Raw genomic sequence first — 19,127 nt, 5'->3', positions numbered from 1 at the left:
GCTACGGGTGCCCGTGCCGGTGGTGGGCGTCCGGGTAGTGCGGATGCGTGTGCACCAGCGGCGCGTGTCCATGCGGATGGCTGTGGCGGGTGCCCGGCGGCACGGGCGGCTCGTGCTCGTGCGCGTGGTGCTCGTCGCCCATGCCGTGCACGTGTTCGTGCGCGTGTTCCAGCGCTTCGTGCGCGTGCAGGTGCTCGTGGCGCTCCGTCAGGTGCAGCCACACGCCCATCGCCATGAGCGCCGCGGCCGCCAGCAGCGGCCAGCCCGCGGGCTCTCCCAGCACCAGCACGGCCAGGCCCGCGCCGAAGAAGGGCGCCACGGAGAAGTACGCGCCGGTGCGCGCCGTGCCCAGCGCGCGCAGGCCGCGCACGAACAGCACGAGGCTCACGCCATAGCTGAAGAAGCCCAGCGTCATCGCAGCGATCGTCGCGGTGGCCGGCGGCCAGGAAGCGCCGAGCACCAGCGCGAGCACGAGGTTGGTGCAGCCCGCCGCCAGCCCCTTGACCATCGCCAGCCAGGACGCGTCGGCCAGCGAGACCTTGCGGGTGAGGTTGTTGTCGACCGCCCAGGCCAGGCAGGCGGCAAGGACGAGCGCCACCGGCGCCAATGCAATGCCGCCGCTGCCTTGGGCAGGCCAGGCCAGCACCACGCCGCCCGCCACGATGGCCAGCATGCCCAGCGCCACGCGCCGGTCGACGTTCTCGCGGAAGACCAGCCAGGCCAGCAAGGCCGTGAGCACGGCCTCGCCATTGAGCAGCAGCGAGGCCTGCGTTGCGGGCAGGCGCGCCAGGCCGTCCATCAGCAGCACCGGGCCCGCCACGCCGCCGGCCAGCACGGCGCCGGCGAGCCAGCGCCCTTCACCGGCGGGCAGGCGCACCGGCGGCTGCCGGCGCGCACGGCGCAGCAGGAACAGGCCCAGGCCCGAACCGAGATAGAGGAAGGCTGCGAGCAGCCAGGGGTCGATGCGCGCGAGCAGCAGCTTCGCGAGCGGCGCGGCGGCTCCGAAGAGCAGCGCCGCGCACAGGCTGGCCGGCACGCCTGCTGCGAGGAAGGCGGGGCTACGGTGCCCCGCGGGCATCAGCGCAGGATCTTGGCGATGATGAAGCCGGCAGCGAAGGCGACGCCCAGGGCAGCCAGCGGATTGCTGCGCACCTGCTCGCGCGCCATCGTGCCGTACTCTTCCTGCAGGCCCATCACGCGCTCGCTGCCCTCGCCGATCTTCTGCTCCAGCGAATCCACGGCCTCGTGCAGGGTCTGGGCGATGCGGCGCACGCGGTTGGCGTCGCCATTGAGGCCGCCGCTGCCGCTGGTGCCCGATTGTTCGGCGCTGGTTGGGAAGGGGTTGGTGGAAGCGGTTTCGGCGTTCATGTGTTCCTCTCTCGGCGGGTCGTTGCTGAAGAAAATGCCGGCAGATGCCGGCCGAAGCAGACACTGTAGGAAGCCCAGCGATTCGCCCCTGTCGGAGAACGCCCAGAGCCGCCTGTAGGACTTGTCCTGCCCCCACTGGGAACTGCGGCGGGACCGGACGTATGATCGCACCATGCGCCGCTGGTTGCTCCTCGTCATGGTCGTGCTGCTGCCCCTGCGCGGGTGGGTCGGAGAGGCCATGGCCGGCGAGATGCTCCGGCAGCAATTCGCCGTCCAGCAGGAGCACCACGCGGGCGTGGCCGCCGGCGCTGCGCATGACTGCGAGCACCAGGACCATGGAATGGAGGCCGGGCAGGACGCGCAGGCGCACCCGCCCGCGGCCGAGCACTGCCCGACCTGCGCGGCTTGCCAGGTCTGCACTTCCGTGGCCCTCTCGACGCCGGTGCGGCCGCTGGCGATGGCCGGCTTCCACCACCCGCCACCCATGCACGTGCAGCGCGCTTTCAGCAGCGCCGAGCCCGTGCTCGCCTTCAAGCCACCCCGGGACTGATCTCCAAGCCCGAAGTGCGTCCGCGCCCAGCGCGGCGCTCCGTCTTTTGCTGGAGATCGCCTTGAAAACGACTTGTCTCGCGGCCGCGCTGGCCGCCCTATCCTTGTCCGCAGCCGCCGGTGCCGACGATCCCGCGGCCCCCGTGCCGCCGCCGAGTTACCACTCCGTGCTGCCTGCCGCTCCCGCGGGCGTGGCCGAGCAGGACCTTCCCTGGCGCGCCGCCAACGAGGCCGTGGCGCGATTCCCCCGCGGCCACGCGGACATCGTGAAGTGGGAGAACGGCCAGGCAGCGCCGGCGCAGCCCGCCGCCTCCGCCCCCGCGACGCCGGAGCAGCGCTGATGCGGCCCCTGCTCCTGTGCGCCGCGCTGGTGCTCGCGGGCTGCGCGAGCGTGACTCCGCCCGAGGCGCTGCGGTCCGAGGTGGGCGCACTCGCCGCGCCGGCGACGGGTGGGACGCCCTCCGATCCGCACGCCACCGTGCAGCAGCTGCTAGCCCGCCAGACGCTGGACGCGGACACGGCCGTTCGCATCGCGCTGCTGAACAATCCCGGGCTGGATGCAAGCCTCGCCGCGTTGTCCATCGACGACGCGGACCGCGTCGCGGCCTCGCAGCTGCCCAACCCGCAGTTCGCCTTCTCGCGCCTGCGCGAAGGCCAGGTGCTGGAGATCGAGCGGATGTTGAGCTTCAATGTGCTGCATCTCCTCACGCTGCCCTGGCGCGCGCAGCATGCGAACCAGTCGCTGCAGCTCGCGCGGCTGCGTGCGGCGCAGGAGGTGATCCGCACCGCCGCCGACACGCGCAAGGCCTGGGTGCAGGCAGTCGCCGCGCGCCAGACGGCGGACTACCTGCGCGATGCGCGTGAAGCGGCCGAAGCCGGCGCGGAACTCGCGCGGCGCATGGCACGCGTGGGCAACTTCAGCAAACTGCAGCAGGCGCGCGAGCAGGCCTTGCTCGCCGACGTGGCGGCGCAGCAGGCACGCGCGGAACAGGGAGCGGTCGCCGCCCGCGAGAAGCTCACCCGGCTGCTCGGGCTGTGGGGCGCGGACGCGGGCTACGGCCTGCCCGATCGCCTGCCCGACTTGCCCCAGGCGCTGCCCGAGCGCGCGGACATCGAGGCAACCGCGCTGCGCGAGCGCCTCGACGTGCGCGCGGCGCGCGACGAGTCGACCTACGTGGCCGACCGGCTGGGCTTCACGCGCGCCACGGGGTTCGTCGATGCGCTCACCGTGGGGGCCGTGCACGACACGATCTTCGACGACGCATCCGGCACGCGCGAGAACAAGAACGGCTTCGCGCTGGAAGTGCCCATCCCCCTCTTCGACTGGGGCCAGGCCCGCAACGCCCGCGCGCAGGCGAGCTACCTGCAGTCGGTCGCCCGCGTGCGCGAGACCGCCGTCCGTGCCCGCAGCGAAGCCCGCGAAGCGGGGCACGGCTGGCGCACCGCCTACGAGCTCGCGCGCCACTACCGCGACGAGATCGTGCCGCTGCGCCGCCACATCGCCGACGAGATGCAACTGCGCTACAACGGCATGCTCGCCAGCGTGTGGGACCTGCTGGCCGAGACCCGCAACCACATCGCGGCGGTGAACGGCGCGATCGAGGCGCAGCGCGACTTCTGGATCGCCGACACCGACCTGCGCACCGCGCTCACCGGCACCTCGCCCGGTGCCCTCGCCACCCCCGCCGCGGCGAGCCGCAGCGCCGAGGGCGCCTCCCCAGGACATTGACGATGCAAAGACGCACCTTCTTTGGCGGCGCGGCCCTCGCGGGCGTGGCCGCCGCTTCCGTGGGCAAGGCGGCGCTCGCCGCGCTGCCCGAGGCGGTGAGCCAGGACAAGCCGGATACCGCCCCGCCCCTGCAGCCGCCCAGCGGGCGGCCCTACAACCCCGTGGTCACGCTCAACGGCTGGACCCTGCCCTGGCGCATGAACGCCGGCGTCAAGGAGTTCCACCTCGTGGCCGAGCCGGTGGAGCGCGAACTCGCGCCGGGCATGACGGCCCGCCTCTGGGGCTACAACGGCCAGTCCCCGGGGCCGACGATCGAAGTGGTCGAGGGCGATCGCGTGCGCATCTTCGTGACGAACCGGCTGCCCGAGCACACGGCCGTGCACTGGCACGGGCAGCGCCTGCCCAACGGCATGGACGGAGTCGGCGGCATCACGCAGCCGCAGATTCCGCCCGGCAAGACCTTCGTCTACGAGTTCGAGGCGAAGCGGCCCGGCACCTTCATGTACCACCCGCACGCCGACGAGATGGTGCAGATGGCCATGGGCATGATGGGCCTGTGGATCACGCATCCGCGCGCCGCCCATCCGCTGATCGACAAAGTGGACCGCGACTTCTGCTTCCTGCTCGCGGCCTACGACATCGACCCCGGCAGCGCCACGCCGCGCGTGAACACGATGCTGGATTTCAACCTCTGGACCTTCAACACGCGCGTGTTCCCCGGCATCCATCCCCTGGCCGTGCGCCAGGGCGACAAGGTGCGCATCCGGGTGGGCAACCTCACGATGACCAACCATCCGATCCACGTGCACGGCCACGAGTTCACTGTCACGGGAACCGACGGCGGACCCATTCCGCGCAGCGCCCGCTGGCCCGAGGTGAGCGTGGACGTGGCCGTCGGCCAGATGCGCCAGATGGAGTTCGTCGCGGACGCGGAAGGAGACTGGGCGCTGCATTGCCACAAGAGCCACCACACCATGAACGCCATGGGCCACGCGGTGCCGACGATGATCGGCGTGGACCATGCGGGCCTGGTCAGGAAGATGCAGAAGATCGTGCCCGACTACATGGTCATGGGCGAGCGCGGCATGGCAGACATGGGCGCGATGGAGATGCCGCTGCCGGACAACACGCTGCCCATGATGACCGGGCGCGGCCCCTTCGGCGCCGCGGAAATGGGCGGCATGTTCACGCTGCTGAAGGTGCGGCGCGACCAGAAGCGCTTCGACTATTCGGATCCGGGCTGGTACCGGCATCCGGCGGGCACGGTGGCGCGCGAGTGGACCGGCGAAGTGCCGGCGCCCGCACGCACATCGTCCCCCGCGCCGAAGACCACATCCCCGCCGCTGGAAGTGCGCAAGCCCGGCGGCCACGAAGGACACCATTGAGCAAGGATTGCCCATGAAGCCATTGAAAGCCATCGCCCTCGCCGCGCTGCTCGCGGCACCGCCGGCCTGGCCGCACGGCGCCGCGGAGCACGCCGGCCGGGCCGGCCAGGTCGTGAAGGAACAGAAGCCCTGGGGCATCGCCGGCGACGCCAAGCGCGCGCGCACCATCGAGATCGCGATGGGCGACGACATGCGCTTCAAGCCGGAGCGCATCGAGGTGCGCGAGGGCGAGATCATCCGCTTCGTGATCCGCAACGGCGGGCAGGTGCTGCACGAGATGGTGATCGGCAGCGAGGCGGAACTCGCGCAGCACGCCACCCTGATGAAGAAATTCCCGACGATGCAGCACGACGAGCCGTACATGGCGCACGTCGGGCCGGCGGCCAGGGGCGAGATGGTCTGGAACTTCAACCGGCCGGGCACGTTCCAATTCGCATGCCTGGTCCCCGGCCACTTCGAAGCCGGGATGAAGGGCACGATCGTCGTCACCCCGAAGGAGAAGAAGGCATGAGCACCGCCACCACCCGCCGCGTCCTGCTGCTCGCGGCCGCCGCCCTACCGCTGGCAGGCCTGGCGCAGGCGCCCGCGAAGGTGCTCGTGGAAGTCTGGAAGGACCCGAACTGCGGCTGCTGCCAAGACTGGGTGCAGCATCTTCAGGACCAGGGATTCGCGACGAAAGTGGACGACACCGGCAACAGCGCCATGCGCGCGAGGCTCGGGATCCCGGCCAAGCTGGGCTCCTGCCACACGGCGCTCGTCGGCGGCTACGCCGTCGAAGGGCACGTGCCCGCGCAGGAGATCCGCCGCCTGCTGCGGGAAAAACCGCAGGCCGTCGGCCTCGCGGTGCCCGGCATGGTCGTGGGCTCGCCCGGCATGGACGGCCCGGCCTACGACGGCCGCCGCGATCCCTACGACGTGCTGCTGGTGGGCAAGGGCGGCGAGCACCGCGTCTACGCCTCGTACAACAAGTCCCGCACTTCCCGGAGGGCCCCATGATCCGACGCATTTCCATTGCCCTGCCCGCCCTGTTTCTTGCCGCGGCCGCCCTGGCGCAGCCGGTGCTGACCGAGGCCTTGGTGCGCAAGGTGGACCGCGCGACCGGCAAGATCACGCTCAAGCACGGCGAGATCCGCAACCTCGACATGCCTCCGATGACCATGGTGTTCACGGCCAGGGACAAGTCCTTGCTGAAGGACGTGAAGGCCGGCGACCAGGTGCGCTTCGCCGCCGACAAGGATGCGGCTGGCGAGTACATCCTCACCGCGATCGAACCTGCGGCCAAGTAGGCCGCAGAGCGGCGCTGCCGCCCATCCGACGCCAGGCGGCGCCGGCGATGCGCGGACCTGACACCTTGCCCGCGATCGGCCCGCAGGAATGCGGTGCCGCCTTCCGCCCCGCATATGATCGTTTCATGAGTTCTTCCATCTGCGACGTGGGCGGCATCGAGGCCGGCCACTTCACGGACGCGCGCCGGCCCACCGGCTGCACCGTGGTGCTGGCCCGCGCGGGCGCGGTGGGCGCCGTCGACGTGCGCGGGGCCGCGCCCGGAACGCGCGAAACCGACCTGCTGGCGCCGCACAACGTGGTGGAGCGCGTGCATGCCGTGCTGCTTTCCGGCGGCAGCGCCTTCGGGCTGGATGCGGCCGGCGGCGTCATGCGCTGGCTCGACGAACGCGGCATCGGGCTGGAAGTCGGGCCTGCGCGCGTGCCCATCGTGCCGGCCGCGGTCCTGTTCGACCTGGCGCTGGGCGATGCGCGCATCCGCCCCGATGCGGCGGCGGGCTACGCCGCCTGCGAGGCCGCCTCGCGCGCGGCGCCCGCGGAAGGCAATGCAGGCGCAGGCGCGGGCGCCGCGGTCGGCAAGATCTTCGGGTTCGCGCGTGCCATGAAGGGCGGCATAGGCACCGCCTCGGTCCGCGTGGACGGCGTGACGGTGGGTGCCATCGTGGCGTGCAATGCGCTGGGCGACGTGGTGGATCCCGGCACGGGCCGCATCGTCGCCGGCGCGCGCACCGCCGACGGCGCCGGCCTGCTCGATGCGCACGCGGCCTTGCTGCGCGGCGAGGAAGCGCGTCCCATGCTGGCCGGCAGCAACACCACCATCGGCATCATCGCCACCGACGCGGTGCTCACCAAGGTGCAGGCCGGCCGGCTCGCGACCCAGGGCCACGACGGCCTCGCCCGCACCATTCGCCCGGTGCACACCCTGTCCGACGGCGACGCCCTGTTCGCATTGGCCACCGGCGCCAGCGGCCGCACGCTGGGCATGATGACGCTGGGCGCGATGGCGGCGGAGGCTTGCGCGCAGGCCGTCGTACGCGCCGTGCGTGCCGCGCGCGCCGTGACGCTGCCCGGGATCCACCTGCCGGCCGCGGGCGACCTCGCATGAAGAAGCCGGTCAAGCTCCTGCGCCACAGCCTGCTGTCGCTGCGTGACCTGCTGATCTCCGCCGGCCCGGTCACGGTGCTGGCGGTCGGCTTGCTGGTGCTGGCGTACTGGTGGCTCAATCCCAACCCGCCCAAGAAGGTCACGCTCGCCACCGGCCCGGCGCAGAGCGCGTACGACGAATTCGGCAAGCGCTACCAGCAGGCACTCAAGCGCTACGGCATCGACGTGGTGCTGCTGCCCAGCGAAGGCTCGCGCGCCAACCTGCGGCTGCTCAAGGAAGGCAAGACCGACCTGGCCTTCGTGCAAGGCGGCAGCGGCGACCCGAGCGCCAACGAGGACAGCGGCATCGTCTCGCTCGGCAGCCTGTTCGTGGAGCCGCTGTGGCTGTTCTACCGCGAGGACGTGGCGAAGAAGGTGCCGGGGGGCGCGCTCACCTCGCTGACGCAGGTGAAGGACCTGCGCCTGAACGTCGGCGGACGCGGCAGCGGCTCGCCGGGAATCATGCGGCGGCTGCTGGAAGCCAACAACCTGGATCCGACGCAGATGAAGATCTCGCGCCTGGACCAGACCGCCGCCACGGTGGCCTTCCTCAACGGCGACCTGGACCTGATCGTCTTCGCCTCGGCGCCGGAATCGCTCATGGTGCAGATGCTGCTGCAGACGCCCGGCGTGCGCCTGATGGACTTCAGCCAGAGCGAGGCCTATTCGCGCCGCATGCCTTTCCTCACGCCCGTGGAGCTTCCGCGCGGCGTGGTGGACCTCGCGCACGACCTGCCGCCGCAGGACGTGCGGCTGGTGGCGACGACGACGGGGCTGCTCGCGCGCGAAGGCACGCATCCCGCCCTGCTGCAGCTCTTCGCGCAGGCCGCGCGCGACCTGCACGGGCCGGCGGGCTGGTTCAACAAGGCGGGCAGCTTCCCCAACATCGAGCACAGCGAGTACCCGGTCGCGCAGGAGGCAGAACGGACCATCCGCGTCGGCAAGCCTTTCCTGCAGCGCTGGCTGCCCTTCTGGCTCGCGAACCTGGTGGAACGCATGTGGCTGGCGCTGGGCATCATCCTGGCGGTGTTGCTGCCGCTGTCGCGCATCGTGCCGCCGCTGTACCAGTTCCGCATCCGCTCGCGCGTGTTCCGCTGGTACGGGCAACTGCGCGACATCGAGAACCGGCTGCAGGCCGACCCGGACGAGTCGGGCAACGCGGTGCGCGAGCTCGAGGCGCTCGACGAACGCGTCGGCCGCATCACCGTGCCGCTGTCGTATGCCGACGAGCTCTATGCGCTGCGCAACAACATCGACGCCGTGCGGCGCCGCGCACTAGGCCAGCCGGCACCCGCAGCCGTGGCGACAGCCGCATGAAAAACGCCGGCGGGCGAGGAGCCGGCCGGCGTGTCGGGTGCGAGGCCGGGCCTCAGTTGCCGTAGGACGCGGTCATCATGCCCGGCGCGCCGACGCGTGCCTTCACCTGGCGCAACTGTTCTTCCAGTTCCCCGGCTTCCATCGCGCCGACGCGCGCATTGGCGATGTGGCGGCGGGTCTCCACCGGCAGCTTGGCGGTGTTCGTGCCGTCCCACACGCTGCGGCCCTTGCTGGAGAGGTTGTAGTAGATCGAGACGCCTTCGCGCAGCTTGAGCGCGTGCTGCTCCGGCGTGAGCTTGAGCCCCGCGATGCGCTTGGCGCTCCACACGGCCGCTTCCTTCAGGTGGACGGCCATCGCATGCACCGCCTGCACGGGGTCGGTGGGATCGGTGAGGCCCACGGCCTTGGCGGTGGCCGGCTCGAACTGCGCGATGCCGAGGTTGGGCGTGCCGTCCTTGCTGGCGCCCAGGCGCGGGATCCAGGACGTTTCGGCGTTGATGATGCCGTAGACGTCGCGGTAGCTCAGCCCCACCTGTTCCAGGCCGGCGCGTTGCGCGGCGGACCGGGCGAGCAGCAGGCGCGAAGGCACGTCCGGCGTCTGCAGCACATTGCCCGCGTACTTGACGGGCAGCCAGTGCATCTTCGTGCGCAGCTGCTCGTAGTAGCCGTCGACCTTCAGGCCGAAGGGCGAGCCGGCATGGCCGGCTGCGCCCGCAAAGGCAAGCTGCGATGCGGCCGGCATCGCGTCCACCACCTTGCCGGTCTGCATCCGCTGAGCCAGCGTGTCCGAGGTCGGCGCGCGGTCCGTGCCCATCGAGCCGGTCAGGCCCACGGCCACGAGGCCGGCCAGCATCGCGACATTGCGGATCGAAGTGAGTTGCGTGGCAACACGTTCTCTCATGCCTGGGTCCCCTGCTTGGTTTTTTGCGAACGAGTGGTGACTGAGGGCCGCTGTCGGTGAAAGTTCGGGCTGTTACAGCGTCTTGTCCTACATTGCTGTCAGACGTGAAAAACTCATGCAACAAGGCGTGCGCGCTGGCTCTGCGCGTGAAAATTCACAGGGCCTTTTCGCTCCCGCGCGAGGGGCGCGCAAGGCTTGCCGCTGAGTCTTGCTGCACGTATAAACCTGGGCTTGCAAAACGATGAGGCAGCCCGCTGAGGGAAGACGCATGGCCAACTACGGCTGCACGGTCGAGTGGAAGCGCGAGGGTGCCGTGTTCACCGACCTGCAATACAAGCGCGCGCACAGCTGGCGCTTCGACGGCGGCGCGGTCGTGCCGGGCTCGAGCTCGCCGCACTCGGTGCGCCTGCCCTTTTCCGATCCCTCGGCCGTCGATCCGGAAGAGGCACTCGTGGCGTCCGTGTCGAGCTGCCACATGCTGTGGTTCCTCTCGCTGGCGGCAGCGGAAGGCTATGTGGTCGACAGCTACAGCGACACGGCCGAAGCGCAGATGGGCCCGATCGGGTTCGGGCGCCAGGCGATCACCGACATCGTGCTGCGCCCGCAGGTCGTGTTCTCCGGCGCCCGCCGGCCGGACGACGCCGCGGTCGACGCGCTGCACCAGGTCGCGCACGAGCGCTGCTACATCGCCAACTCGCTGCGCAGCGCCGTGCGCGTCGAAGGCAGCTGGCGTCCCGCCTGAGATGGCGCGCGGCGGGCGCCACCATTACCACGTCTACGTGGTGGAACTCAGCGACGCGGTGTGGAACAACGCGCGCTTTCGCCGCTGCAATCCCGACTACCGCCTCGGCATGCCCTTCGTGTACGTGGGCATGACGGGGCTCGATCCGGACCTTCGCTTCGACCGGCACAAGGCCGGCATCCAGGCGAACAACTACGTGCAGGCCTACGGCGTGCGGCTGCGGCCCGATCTCTATGCGGTCTACAACCCGATGCCCTACCGCGCGGCGGTGGAGATGGAAGTGGAACTGGGGATCGCGTTGCGGGAGAAAGGGTACGGGGTGTGGCAGGCGTGACGCCCTGCATGCGCAGGGTGGTGGTCAGGGCCAGCGAACCCCACCGAAGCGATCACAAGCTCGAACTGTTGCGCCACGCCGCACGCGCAACCGCATCGAGCGCGCCGTCGACGACCGGATGCGCCGACACCAGGCGCAAGGTGCCTTGCGCCATCATCGCGTTGAGCTTGCGCCGCGTCATCGAGCGCGTCGTGCCGCCGGCATGGGTGAACATGAACAGCAGGCCATGCGGGCTGGCCCACGTGAGCTGCCAGCGCTCCCAGCCGTCGCCCACCAGGTCCACGTAGGCGCCGACCTCCAGGTCCTGCGGCGGCAGCGAGTCGGGCGCCGTCGCGCCGGGCGCATGGACCGGATCGGGCACGAAGCCGGACTCGTGCATCTCGATCGGTGCGAGCCAGGTGTTGCTGGTCTCCGGCGCGGGCTCGGGCTCGTGGGCGCGCAGCGAGCTGCCGGTGGCGGTGGACAGCGCCAGGTCGCGCAGCGCCGACAGCAGGTTCTGCCAGCGATCGGTGTCGGCCGGCATGTGGTCGATGCTCACCAGCCCCGCGTCGATGCGCGCGACGAGCATGCGGTTCTGGCCGGCGATGCGCCCGGCCAGCGCCGGCTGCACGCTCCACAGCACGGCCTGCACCACCCACCAGCCGTTGCCCGGGTCCTCGCCGCCGGAAGAGTCGGTCAGGCGCGCCTGCGCCATCACCTGCGCCCAGGGGCCCGTGAGGAAGGCCAGCGCCTCGGGCGGCGCCTTGGCCGCGTCGGGACGGTCCAGGATCTGCTGCGCGATGCGGCCGGCGAGCAGGTTGCGCTGCTCGGCGCGCAGCAGCGCCCGCACCGCGCGCTCGCGGTTGCGCCGCCCCTTGGGCTGCGCTTCCTCCCAGGCGTCCTGCAGCGCGGACAAGGCGATCTCGAAGCTCTCGGGGCCGGTGCCGCCGGCGTCCAGGAGCGCTTCGGTGGCCTGCTGCAGGCCCTCCATGAAGGTGGAGAAGCCCTCGTCGTCGGCCGAGGACCAGGCGAGGCTGCGCTGCGTGATCTGCTCCAGCAGCCGGCGCGCCGCGTGTTCGCGGTCGCTGAAAAAACGCGCGTCCACCAGCGCGAGGCGCAGCAGCGGCGGCTCGAGGTCGCGCACGATGTCGCGCACGGCCGGCAGCAGGCGCGGGTCGCTCGCGAGGTGGTCGATCATGAGATGCACGACCTCCAGGCCCAGCGCCTGCGCCGGCCGCCTCGCCTCCTGCCGCAGCGCCTCGCGGAAGGCCGCGAGGCTGTCCAGGCCGCGTCCGGGCATGGCCGCCTGGCGCTGGCGCAGCTGCAGCAGCAACTGGTCCACCTTGCGCATGTCCTGCACCATCTCCAGCGCCGCGGGCACCGTGTGCGAGAAGTCGGAATCGGAAAAGGCGATCGTGCCGTCGTCGGCGCCCCCCATGTCGCCCGCGTCTCCCGCGAGGAGCTTGCGCAGCTCGCGGATGGTGAGCTGCGTGGCGCTGTCCCGCGCCTCCTGCGGCACCTCGGGCTCCAGCGCCATCGGCTGCGACAGCGCAGGCGGCTGCAGCCGCTGCGCCATGGCCGCATAGGTGTGCACCAGCTCGGGCGCCATGAGCGGCGGGAGGTAGCGCAGCCAGCGGCGGCGCACCGCCGGCGAAACCGGGCTCTGGCGGGCGAGGCGGTAGATGCTGCGCGCGTAGACCTCGGGGCGCAGCGGATGCCGGTGCTCGCCGCCCTGGGTCGTGAGCTGCGCAGCGGCCAGCGCGGTCTCCAGCGCGGTGAGCTGCGGCCGCACCGCCTCTTCCAGCGCGCGGGCGCCCTGCACCAGGTCCGCGTTCTCCTGCAGCTGCTCGTCCCCCAGCAGGGGCAGCGTTTCGAAGCTGAGGCTGGAGCTGCGGTCGCCGGCGATGGCCTGGGCGAATTCGGCCAGCAAGGCCTGCGGAAAGGCCGCGGCGATGGCCGTCTGCTGGTCCTTCAGAACGCCGATCGCCTCCAGCAGGAGGTTGCGGTCCACCACGTCCGCGATCGCCGCGGCCTGCAGGGGCAGCGCCGACAACGCCCGCACGAGCGTCGCCCGCATCAGGTCGCCGCCGGCGATGGCGGCGTCCTTGATGCAGGCGCGATACAGCGAGTGGTACTGCGGTTGTGGCGTGGCGCCGGACAACGGAGACGCCCCTCCTGGCGATCGTGTGGACCCTCCGCCTGCGCGGGGGACGCTTCGCAGAGCTGGCGCTCTACTTCAGCGCTTTATAGCGCACCCGGTGCGGTCTTGCACCTTCTTCGCCGAGGCGCTTCTTCTTGTCCGCCTCGTATTCCTGGTAGTTGCCGTCGAAGAAGACCCACTTGCCTTCGTCTTCCGCGGCCAGGATGTGGGTGGCGATGCGGTCCAGGAACCAGCGGTCGTGGCTGATCACCATGACGCTGCCGGCGAACTCCAGCAGCGCGTCTTCCAGCGCGCGCAGCGTTTCGACGTCCAGGTCGTTGGAGGGTTCGTCCAGCAGCAGCACGTTGCCGCCCTGCAGCAGGGTCTTGGCCAGGTGCAGGCGGCCGCGCTCGCCGCCGGAGAGCATGCCCACCTTCTTCTGCTGGTCGCTGCCGTTGAAGTTGAAGCGGCCGCAGTAGGCGCGGCTGGCCATGGTGAACTTGCCGATGTTGATCATGTCGAGGCCGCCCGAGACGTCCTCCCACACGGTCTTGTCGTTGGCGAGTTCGTCGCGGTGCTGGTCGACGAAGGCCATCTGCACCGTCTTGCCGATCTTCACCTCGCCGGAATCGGGCTTCTCCTTGCCGGCGATCATCTTGAACAGCGTGGACTTGCCGGCGCCGTTGGGACCGATGATGCCGACGATGGCGCCCGCGGGCACCTTGAAGCTCAGGTTGTCGATCAGCATGCGGTCCCCGAAGGACTTGCTGACGTTCACGAACTCGATCACCTCGTGGCCCAGGCGCTCGCCCACCGGGATGAAGATCTCGTTGGTCTCGTTGCGCTTCTGGTATTCGTAGTCCGAAAGTTCCTCGAAGCGGGCCAGGCGCGCCTTGCTCTTGGCCTGGCGGCCCTTCGGGTTGGAGCGCGCCCACTCCAGTTCCTTCTTCATCGCCTTGGTGCGGGCGTCCTCGGTGCGCTGCTCGGTCTCCAGGCGCGCTTCCTTCTGCTCCAGCCAGGTGGAGTAGTTGCCCTTGTACGGAATGCCGCGGCCGCGATCCAGCTCCAGGATCCACTCGGCGGCGTTGTCCAGGAAGTAGCGATCGTGGGTGATGCCCACCACCGTCCCGGGGAAGCGGGCCAGGAACTGCTCCAGCCACTCCACCGATTCCGCGTCCAGGTGGTTGGTGGGCTCGTCGAGCAGCAGCATGTCCGGCTTGGACAGCAGCAGGCGGCACAGCGCCACGCGGCGCTTCTCGCCGCCGGAGAGGTTCTTGATGGTGGCTTCCCACGGCGGCAGGCGCAGCGCGTCGGCGGCGATCTCCAGCTGGTGGCCCGTGTCGTTCTCGGCGCCGGCCGCGGCGATGATCGCTTCGAGCTTCTGCTGTTCCTCGGAGAGCTTGTCGAAGTCCGCATCCGGCTCGGCATACGCGGCGTAGACCTCCTCCAGGCGGGCCTTGGCGCCCATGACCTCGCCCATGCCGCCTTCCACCGCCTCGCGCACCGTCTGCTCGGGATCGAGCTGCGGCTCCTGCGGCAGGTAGCCGATCTTCAGGCCCGGCATGGCCTGCGCCTCGCCCTCGATCTCCGTGTCGATGCCGGCCATGATCTTCAGCAGCGTGGACTTGCCGGAGCCGTTCAGGCCGAGGACGCCGATCTTGGCGCCGGGGAAGAAGCTGAGCGAGATGTCCTTCAGGATCTGCCGCTTGGGCGGCACGATCTTGGAGACACGGTTCATCGTATAGACGTACTGGGCCATGGCGGTTCTGCGAGGAAACCGCACATTATCGTTGAGGGCCGGGAATCGGGCGGGCGGCGCGGCAAATGCCCGCCGGGACCGGCTCGGGGCCGGCCCGTGACGCTCAGGGCTTCAGGCTGTTCTTCAGCGCCGCCTGGGCCACCTGGTCCAGGGCCTCGTCCACCACCGGCCGGTCGGCGACGATGCGCACCTGGTCGGCGGCACGCAGGCGGTCCAGCGTGCGCCTCGACATGGAGTGCGCCGTGCCGCCCACCGCCGTGAACATGAACAGGGTCGCGTGCGGGCTGCACCACGTGAGCTGCGCGCGCACCCACTCGGACTTGATCAGGATCTCCACCCAGGTGCCCACCCGCAGGTCTTCCGGCCGGGCCGCCGCCTGGGTGACCTCGCCGGGGGCATCCTCCTCCGCGCGCCGCGTCTCCTGCTCCTGGGCGGCAGCCTCCTGCTGCGCCGCCTCGGCCGACGCCACGTGCTCGAAGTCGGTCTCCACGCCGGGGAAGTCGACGTAGCCGGACTCCTGGACCTCCACGCCGTCGAGCCACATGTCCACGGCGCTTTCGCTGAACTGCGATTCCTCTTCCCAGGCCTGGTCCGCCGCCTTCTGCAGCTTGGGGTCCCGCCCTTCCTGCGCCGCCGCCTGGTGCAGCGTGATCAGGTGGTCGAAGAAGCGCTGCGTGAGCTCCGGCGGATAGCCGATGCGCGCCAGGCCCTCGCGCATGCGCTGCAGCAGCGAGGGGATCATCTGCACCAGGCGGCGCGCCCGCCCGCGCTGGGCCGAGGTCTTCTGGATGCTCCAGATCAGGTCGTCCACCAGCGCGCGGTAGCCGAAGGGGTCCGAGGAGCCGTCGACGCAGCTCAGCTGCGCTTCCGCCACCACCTGCGCCCACGCGTTGCGCAGGAAATCGCGCACGAAGTCGGCCACGTCGATGGCGGCGACGAGCTCCAGGAACTCGGCGCCCAGCTTCTGCGCGAGCAGGTTGCGCTGCTCCGCGTGCAGCAGGGCCCGCGCGGCCTCTTCGCGCTTCTGCTTGCTGCCGTGGTCCTGCTCCTTCCACTGCTCCTGCAGGTTCTGCAGCAGCTCCTTGAAGGTGTCCGCGTCGATGACCTTGCTCTCCAGCCACTGGCCGGCCGACTCGACCGAAGCGATGAAGCGGCCCCAGCCGGGCTCCTGCTCGGAGGTGAAGGCCAGGCTGCGCTGGACGATGCGATCGAGCACCAGGCGCGCCGGGTGCGTGCGGTCGGCGAAGAAGCGCGAATCTTCCTTGGCGAGACGGTGCACCGCCGGCTCCATGGTCCGCAGCTGGCGCTTGAGCGCAGGCAGCAGGCGGCGGTCTTCCATGAGGTGCTCGAACATCATGTGCACCACTTCCTCGCCCAGCTGCTGGCCGATGCGCGCCGGCGCGGTGGCGGGAAGACCGAGGTCGGCGAGCATGTCCACCGGCTGCGCCGGGGCGGGCGTCGCCTTGGGCCGCTGCTCCAGGCGCTTGACCAGTTCGTCGGTCTTCTTCATGTCCTGCAGCATGGCCATCGACGCGGGCACGGTATGCAGGAATTCGGCCTTGCGCGGCTGGTCGAAGTCGCCGGTGAGCAGCTTGCGCAGGCGGTCCAGGGTCAGCAGCGTCTTGGCGGCGGCATCGGTGACGGTCTTGCCGCTGGCCCCGGTGGCCCGGTCGATGCGTCCGCCCAGCGGGACGGCGGGCTCGATGCCGGTGGAGCGCAGCCACTCGGACATTTCCTTGTAGACGCGTCGCAGGTTCACGCCCAGCAGGCCAGCCGCCGGCGTGATGAGCGCTTCGCGCACGCCCCCCTCCGGCACGTGCTCCTGCAGCGTGAACTGCAGCGCGCGCACGAAGACGTCGGGCCGCACCGGGTTCAATCCCGGCTGGATCGTGCGCCAGCCCAGCATGGTGCTGATGAGGGCGTCCAGCGCCGGCAGCGTGTCGTCCACCGACATGGCGACCTCCTGCTGGGCGCGGGCGATCTCGATGCTCTGGTCGAGCTGTTCGTCGGCGAACAGCTGCAGGTCCTCGAAGCGCAGAACCTCGGCGGTGGTCTGGTCCTTGCCCCCGCCTTCGTAGACCAGGCGCGTGAGTTCGTTCACGAACGTGGTCTTGACCGTCCTGGAAGCCGTCTGCAGGGCCAGCACCGCGCCCTTGACGTTGGGCAGCTGGAAGCCCGACATGCGGCGCGCCCCCGTGCCCGCGACGCCGGCCGTCAGACCCTCGAGCACCTCGCCCATGAGCGAGTCCGCCTGCTGCAGCATGGCCGCCAGGCAGTCGCTGAGCGAAGGCTGCAGCTGGGTCGGATCGTCCGCCACACCGAGGCGGAGCTTCATCGTCTTGGCCATTTGTCGTAAGGACTACTGCGGACGATTATGGGTCTGCAGTTGCGCTGGGCCCTTTTTGTCAGGACGGGTGACACTTTGCGCGCGACAGCCGGTGCCTCCGCGCAACAGCCGGCACCCTGCCCGGCGGGAAATCGCGAACCATGCGACAATGCAGCTTCCCGCGGCGCCTCCAGTTGCCTGCGGGTCCAGCTTTTCCGCTGGGGACCCTTCAGGCCTTTCGCAGCGCCTGCCGGCTCCCACCCCCTTGAAACCTCATCTGCCTTTGACTGGATCCGGCCTGCGTGGCCCGGAACGGCCGATGCCCCAGCGCCCGGGAGGGCGCTCTCTACTTAATGACGTTTGACGAACTGAATCTTGCCCCGGCCATCCTCAAGGCCGTCCACGAGCAAGGCTACGAAATCCCCACCCCCATCCAGGCCCAGGCCATCCCGGCCGTCCTCGAGGGCCATGACCTGCTCGCCGGCGCCCAGACCGGCACCGGCAAGACCGCCGGCTTCACGCTGCCCATGCTGCACAAGCTCAGCAAGGGCCGCGGCAAGACCAACAAGTTCGGCAAGGACGGCATCGCCGCCCTGGTGCTCACGCCCACGCGTGAACTCGCCGCGCAGGTCGAGGAGTCCATCCGCACCTACGGCAAGTACCTGCCGCTCACCTCCACGGTCATTTTCGGCGGCGTCGGCATGAACCCGCAGATCGACCGCATCAAGAAGGGCGTGGACATCCTGGTGGCCACGCCGGGCCGCCTGCTCGACCTGCAGCAGCAGGGCCATCTCGACCTGTCCACCGTCGAGATCCTCGTGCTCGACGAAGCCGACCGCATGCTGGACATGGGCTTCCTGCCCGACGTGAAGAAGGTGCTGGCCCTGGTGCCCAAGGAAAAGCAGAGCCTGCTGTTCTCGGCCACCTTCAGCGACGAGATCCGCGACCTGGCCCACACGCTGCTGCGCAACCCGCAGAGCATCCAGGTGACGCCGCGCAACACCACGGTGCAGCGCATCACCCAGGTCGTGCACCCCGTGGGCCGCAACCGCAAGAAGGAAGTGCTGGCGCACGTGATCCAGGAACACGACTGGTCGCAGGTGCTGGTCTTCACGCGCACGAAGTTCGGCGCCAACCACGTGGCCGACTACCTGAACAAGCAGGGCATCACCGCGATGGCGCTGCACGGCAACAAGAGCCAGACCGCCCGCACCCAGGCGCTGGCCGGCTTCAAGAGCGGCGACATCCGTGCGCTCGTGGCCACCGACATCGCCGCGCGCGGCATCGACATCGACGACCTGCCGCACGTGGTGAACTACGAGATCCCCAACGTGCCGGAAGACTACGTGCACCGCATCGGCCGCACCGGCCGCGCCGGCAAGGAGGGCCAGGCCGTGTCCCTCGTCTGCCTGGACGAGGAAGGCTTCATGCAGGAGATCGAGCGCTTCACCAAGCAGGACATCCCGGTGCAGGTGGTCGAGGGCTTCGGCCCGGAGCCCGGCGAGCAGGCCGAGCCGATCGCCATGGGCCGCCAGGTGCTGTGGGGCGGCAAGGGCCGCCCGCCTTCGCGCGAAGTGCTCAATGCGGCGGCCAAGGCGGCGCGCAGCGAGATGATGCAGCGCATGCGCGAGAACAAGGACAAGCAGGGCCAGCCGGCCCGGCGCAAGCCCGAAGGCGGCAACGGCCAGCAGGCGCGCAACGGCAGCGGCAATGGCAATGGAGCCGGCAACGGCCAGTCCAGGGCGCAGCAGCCGCGCGGTCCCAGGCCCCAGCATGCGCGCAACGGCAGCAACGGTGCCAACGGCCACAATGGCAGCAACGGCTACAACGGCAACAACGGCAATGGCCAGCGTCCGCCGCAGCAGCAGCGTGCGCCGCAACCGCAGCCGCCGCGCCAGGAGCGTGACGAGGACGGCGAGGAGCGGATGCCGCGCAACGTCGATCCCTTGCGCACCAACATGCCCGGCCGGCGCGACATGACCGGCGTGAAGCGGGTCAACGCGAATGGCCAGCCGGATCCCACCCGCACCAGCATCGACAGCATGGGCGCCGGCAACCGGCGCAACGGCAACGGCGGCGGCAACCGCGGCCGCGGCGGCAATCCCAGCCGCAACTACGGGCGCTGATCGCCAGCCCCGCGAAGAACCGCCCCCTGGGGCGGTTTTTTTTCG

The 19,127-nt window shown here is 70.3% G+C and carries 18 protein-coding genes; 12 read left to right on the top strand and 6 right to left on the bottom strand.

Annotation, left to right across the window (positions count from 1 at the left end; translation table 11 throughout):
- Window position 1: 1 nt before the first annotated feature.
- Together AC3EGR_RS17695 and AC3EGR_RS17690 are read right to left on the bottom strand one after the other, a co-directional pair.
- A complete protein-coding gene (locus AC3EGR_RS17695) occupies window positions 2-1,078 on the bottom strand; it encodes a DMT family transporter (RefSeq protein WP_488547823.1) in 1,077 nt (358 codons plus the stop codon).
- Window positions 1,078-1,368: a hypothetical protein gene (locus AC3EGR_RS17690; RefSeq protein WP_488547822.1), complete on the bottom strand. Its 291-nt coding sequence runs from the start codon at window positions 1,366-1,368 to the stop codon at window positions 1,078-1,080. Before AC3EGR_RS17690 ends, AC3EGR_RS17695 begins: the two co-directional genes overlap by 1 nt.
- A gap of 172 nt (window positions 1,369-1,540) precedes the next feature.
- Between AC3EGR_RS17690 and AC3EGR_RS17685 the strand changes: the two genes are divergently transcribed.
- The 9 genes from AC3EGR_RS17685 to AC3EGR_RS17645 all read left to right on the top strand — a co-directional run bounded on the left by AC3EGR_RS17685 (window position 1,541) and on the right by AC3EGR_RS17645 (window position 8,775).
- On the top strand, window positions 1,541-1,918 hold the full coding sequence (locus AC3EGR_RS17685; protein ID WP_488547821.1) for a hypothetical protein: 378 nt from the start codon (window positions 1,541-1,543) through the stop codon (window positions 1,916-1,918).
- 61 nt (window positions 1,919-1,979) lie between these two features.
- On the top strand, window positions 1,980-2,258 hold the full coding sequence (locus tag AC3EGR_RS17680) for a hypothetical protein (protein ID WP_488547820.1): 279 nt from the start codon (window positions 1,980-1,982) through the stop codon (window positions 2,256-2,258).
- Window positions 2,258-3,646 carry a TolC family protein gene (locus AC3EGR_RS17675; RefSeq protein ID WP_488547819.1) on the top strand — a complete coding sequence of 463 codons (1,389 nt, stop codon included), beginning with the start codon at window positions 2,258-2,260 and terminating at the stop codon, window positions 3,644-3,646. The genes AC3EGR_RS17680 and AC3EGR_RS17675 overlap by 1 nt, the downstream gene beginning before the upstream one ends.
- A 2-nt stretch (window positions 3,647-3,648) precedes the next feature.
- Window positions 3,649-5,031 (top strand): multicopper oxidase family protein, encoded by a 1,383-nt coding sequence (locus AC3EGR_RS17670; protein WP_488547818.1) that lies wholly within the window; start codon window positions 3,649-3,651, stop codon window positions 5,029-5,031.
- Window positions 5,032-5,044: 13 nt separating this feature from the next.
- Complete coding sequence (locus AC3EGR_RS17665) at window positions 5,045-5,542, top strand: cupredoxin domain-containing protein (RefSeq protein ID WP_488547817.1); 498 nt, start codon at window positions 5,045-5,047, stop codon at window positions 5,540-5,542.
- Window positions 5,539-6,027 (top strand): DUF411 domain-containing protein, encoded by a 489-nt coding sequence (locus AC3EGR_RS17660; RefSeq protein WP_488547816.1) that lies wholly within the window; start codon window positions 5,539-5,541, stop codon window positions 6,025-6,027. The genes AC3EGR_RS17665 and AC3EGR_RS17660 overlap by 4 nt, the downstream gene beginning before the upstream one ends.
- Entirely contained in the window at window positions 6,024-6,317 is a 294-nt protein-coding gene (locus tag AC3EGR_RS17655) for a copper-binding protein (protein ID WP_488547815.1), read from the top strand. Before AC3EGR_RS17660 ends, AC3EGR_RS17655 begins: the two co-directional genes overlap by 4 nt.
- 125 nt (window positions 6,318-6,442) lie before the next feature.
- Window positions 6,443-7,420: a P1 family peptidase gene (locus tag AC3EGR_RS17650; RefSeq protein ID WP_488547814.1), complete on the top strand. Its 978-nt coding sequence runs from the start codon at window positions 6,443-6,445 to the stop codon at window positions 7,418-7,420.
- Entirely contained in the window at window positions 7,417-8,775 is a 1,359-nt protein-coding gene (locus AC3EGR_RS17645; protein WP_488547813.1) for a TAXI family TRAP transporter solute-binding subunit, read from the top strand. Before AC3EGR_RS17650 ends, AC3EGR_RS17645 begins: the two co-directional genes overlap by 4 nt.
- 52 nt (window positions 8,776-8,827) lie before the next feature.
- Here AC3EGR_RS17645 and AC3EGR_RS17640 read toward each other — a convergent pair whose 3' ends face one another.
- Window positions 8,828-9,676, bottom strand: a complete 849-nt coding sequence (locus tag AC3EGR_RS17640) for a lysozyme family protein (protein ID WP_488547812.1) — start codon at window positions 9,674-9,676, stop codon at window positions 8,828-8,830.
- A 268-nt stretch (window positions 9,677-9,944) separates the two neighbouring features.
- Here AC3EGR_RS17640 and AC3EGR_RS17635 point away from each other — a divergent pair, with 268 nt between their 5' ends.
- Entirely contained in the window at window positions 9,945-10,418 is a 474-nt protein-coding gene (locus AC3EGR_RS17635; RefSeq protein ID WP_488547811.1) for an OsmC family protein, read from the top strand.
- Between the two features lies 1 nt (window position 10,419).
- Window positions 10,420-10,752, top strand: coding sequence for a hypothetical protein (locus AC3EGR_RS17630; RefSeq protein ID WP_488547810.1), 333 nt, complete (start codon window positions 10,420-10,422; stop codon window positions 10,750-10,752).
- Window positions 10,753-10,804: 52 nt separating this feature from the next.
- Here AC3EGR_RS17630 and AC3EGR_RS17625 read toward each other — a convergent pair whose 3' ends face one another.
- The 3 genes from AC3EGR_RS17625 to AC3EGR_RS17615 form a co-directional block, all read right to left on the bottom strand.
- Window positions 10,805-12,892, bottom strand: a complete 2,088-nt coding sequence (locus tag AC3EGR_RS17625; RefSeq protein WP_488547809.1) for a DUF1631 family protein — start codon at window positions 12,890-12,892, stop codon at window positions 10,805-10,807.
- 70 nt (window positions 12,893-12,962) lie between these two features.
- Window positions 12,963-14,630, bottom strand: a complete 1,668-nt coding sequence (gene ettA, locus AC3EGR_RS17620) for an energy-dependent translational throttle protein EttA (RefSeq protein WP_488547808.1) — start codon at window positions 14,628-14,630, stop codon at window positions 12,963-12,965.
- 103 nt (window positions 14,631-14,733) lie between these two features.
- Window positions 14,734-16,965, bottom strand: a complete 2,232-nt coding sequence (locus AC3EGR_RS17615) for a hypothetical protein (RefSeq protein WP_488547807.1) — start codon at window positions 16,963-16,965, stop codon at window positions 14,734-14,736.
- 344 nt (window positions 16,966-17,309) lie between these two features.
- Here AC3EGR_RS17615 and AC3EGR_RS17610 point away from each other — a divergent pair, with 344 nt between their 5' ends.
- Window positions 17,310-19,082, top strand: a complete 1,773-nt coding sequence (locus tag AC3EGR_RS17610) for a DEAD/DEAH box helicase (RefSeq protein WP_488547806.1) — start codon at window positions 17,310-17,312, stop codon at window positions 19,080-19,082.
- The last annotated feature ends 45 nt before the right edge of the window (window positions 19,083-19,127 follow it).

The sequence above is a fragment of the Ramlibacter sp. G4-7 genome (genome assembly GCF_057784995.1).
This window is presented reverse-complemented; position numbering and strand designations above follow the sequence as displayed.

Bases quoted from the DNA above. Each gene is read 5' to 3' on its own strand.
- AC3EGR_RS17640 (WP_488547812.1), bottom strand. From the start codon at position 9,676: ATGAGAGAACGTGTTGCCACGCAACTCACTTCGATCCGCAATGTCGCG.
- ettA (WP_488547808.1), bottom strand. From the start codon at position 14,630: ATGGCCCAGTACGTCTATACGATGAACCGTGTCTCCAAGATCGTGCCG.
- AC3EGR_RS17670 (WP_488547818.1), top strand. From the start codon at position 3,649: ATGCAAAGACGCACCTTCTTTGGCGGCGCGGCCCTCGCGGGCGTGGCC.
- AC3EGR_RS17685 (WP_488547821.1), top strand. From the start codon at position 1,541: ATGCGCCGCTGGTTGCTCCTCGTCATGGTCGTGCTGCTGCCCCTGCGC.
- AC3EGR_RS17610 (WP_488547806.1), top strand. From the start codon at position 17,310: ATGACGTTTGACGAACTGAATCTTGCCCCGGCCATCCTCAAGGCCGTC.
- AC3EGR_RS17665 (WP_488547817.1), top strand. From the start codon at position 5,045: ATGAAGCCATTGAAAGCCATCGCCCTCGCCGCGCTGCTCGCGGCACCG.
- AC3EGR_RS17675 (WP_488547819.1), top strand. From the start codon at position 2,258: ATGCGGCCCCTGCTCCTGTGCGCCGCGCTGGTGCTCGCGGGCTGCGCG.
- AC3EGR_RS17630 (WP_488547810.1), top strand. From the start codon at position 10,420: ATGGCGCGCGGCGGGCGCCACCATTACCACGTCTACGTGGTGGAACTC.
- AC3EGR_RS17635 (WP_488547811.1), top strand. From the start codon at position 9,945: ATGGCCAACTACGGCTGCACGGTCGAGTGGAAGCGCGAGGGTGCCGTG.
- AC3EGR_RS17690 (WP_488547822.1), bottom strand. From the start codon at position 1,368: ATGAACGCCGAAACCGCTTCCACCAACCCCTTCCCAACCAGCGCCGAA.
- AC3EGR_RS17660 (WP_488547816.1), top strand. From the start codon at position 5,539: ATGAGCACCGCCACCACCCGCCGCGTCCTGCTGCTCGCGGCCGCCGCC.
- AC3EGR_RS17645 (WP_488547813.1), top strand. From the start codon at position 7,417: ATGAAGAAGCCGGTCAAGCTCCTGCGCCACAGCCTGCTGTCGCTGCGT.
- AC3EGR_RS17650 (WP_488547814.1), top strand. From the start codon at position 6,443: ATGAGTTCTTCCATCTGCGACGTGGGCGGCATCGAGGCCGGCCACTTC.
- AC3EGR_RS17615 (WP_488547807.1), bottom strand. From the start codon at position 16,965: ATGAAGCTCCGCCTCGGTGTGGCGGACGATCCGACCCAGCTGCAGCCT.
- AC3EGR_RS17655 (WP_488547815.1), top strand. From the start codon at position 6,024: ATGATCCGACGCATTTCCATTGCCCTGCCCGCCCTGTTTCTTGCCGCG.
- AC3EGR_RS17695 (WP_488547823.1), bottom strand. From the start codon at position 1,078: ATGCCCGCGGGGCACCGTAGCCCCGCCTTCCTCGCAGCAGGCGTGCCG.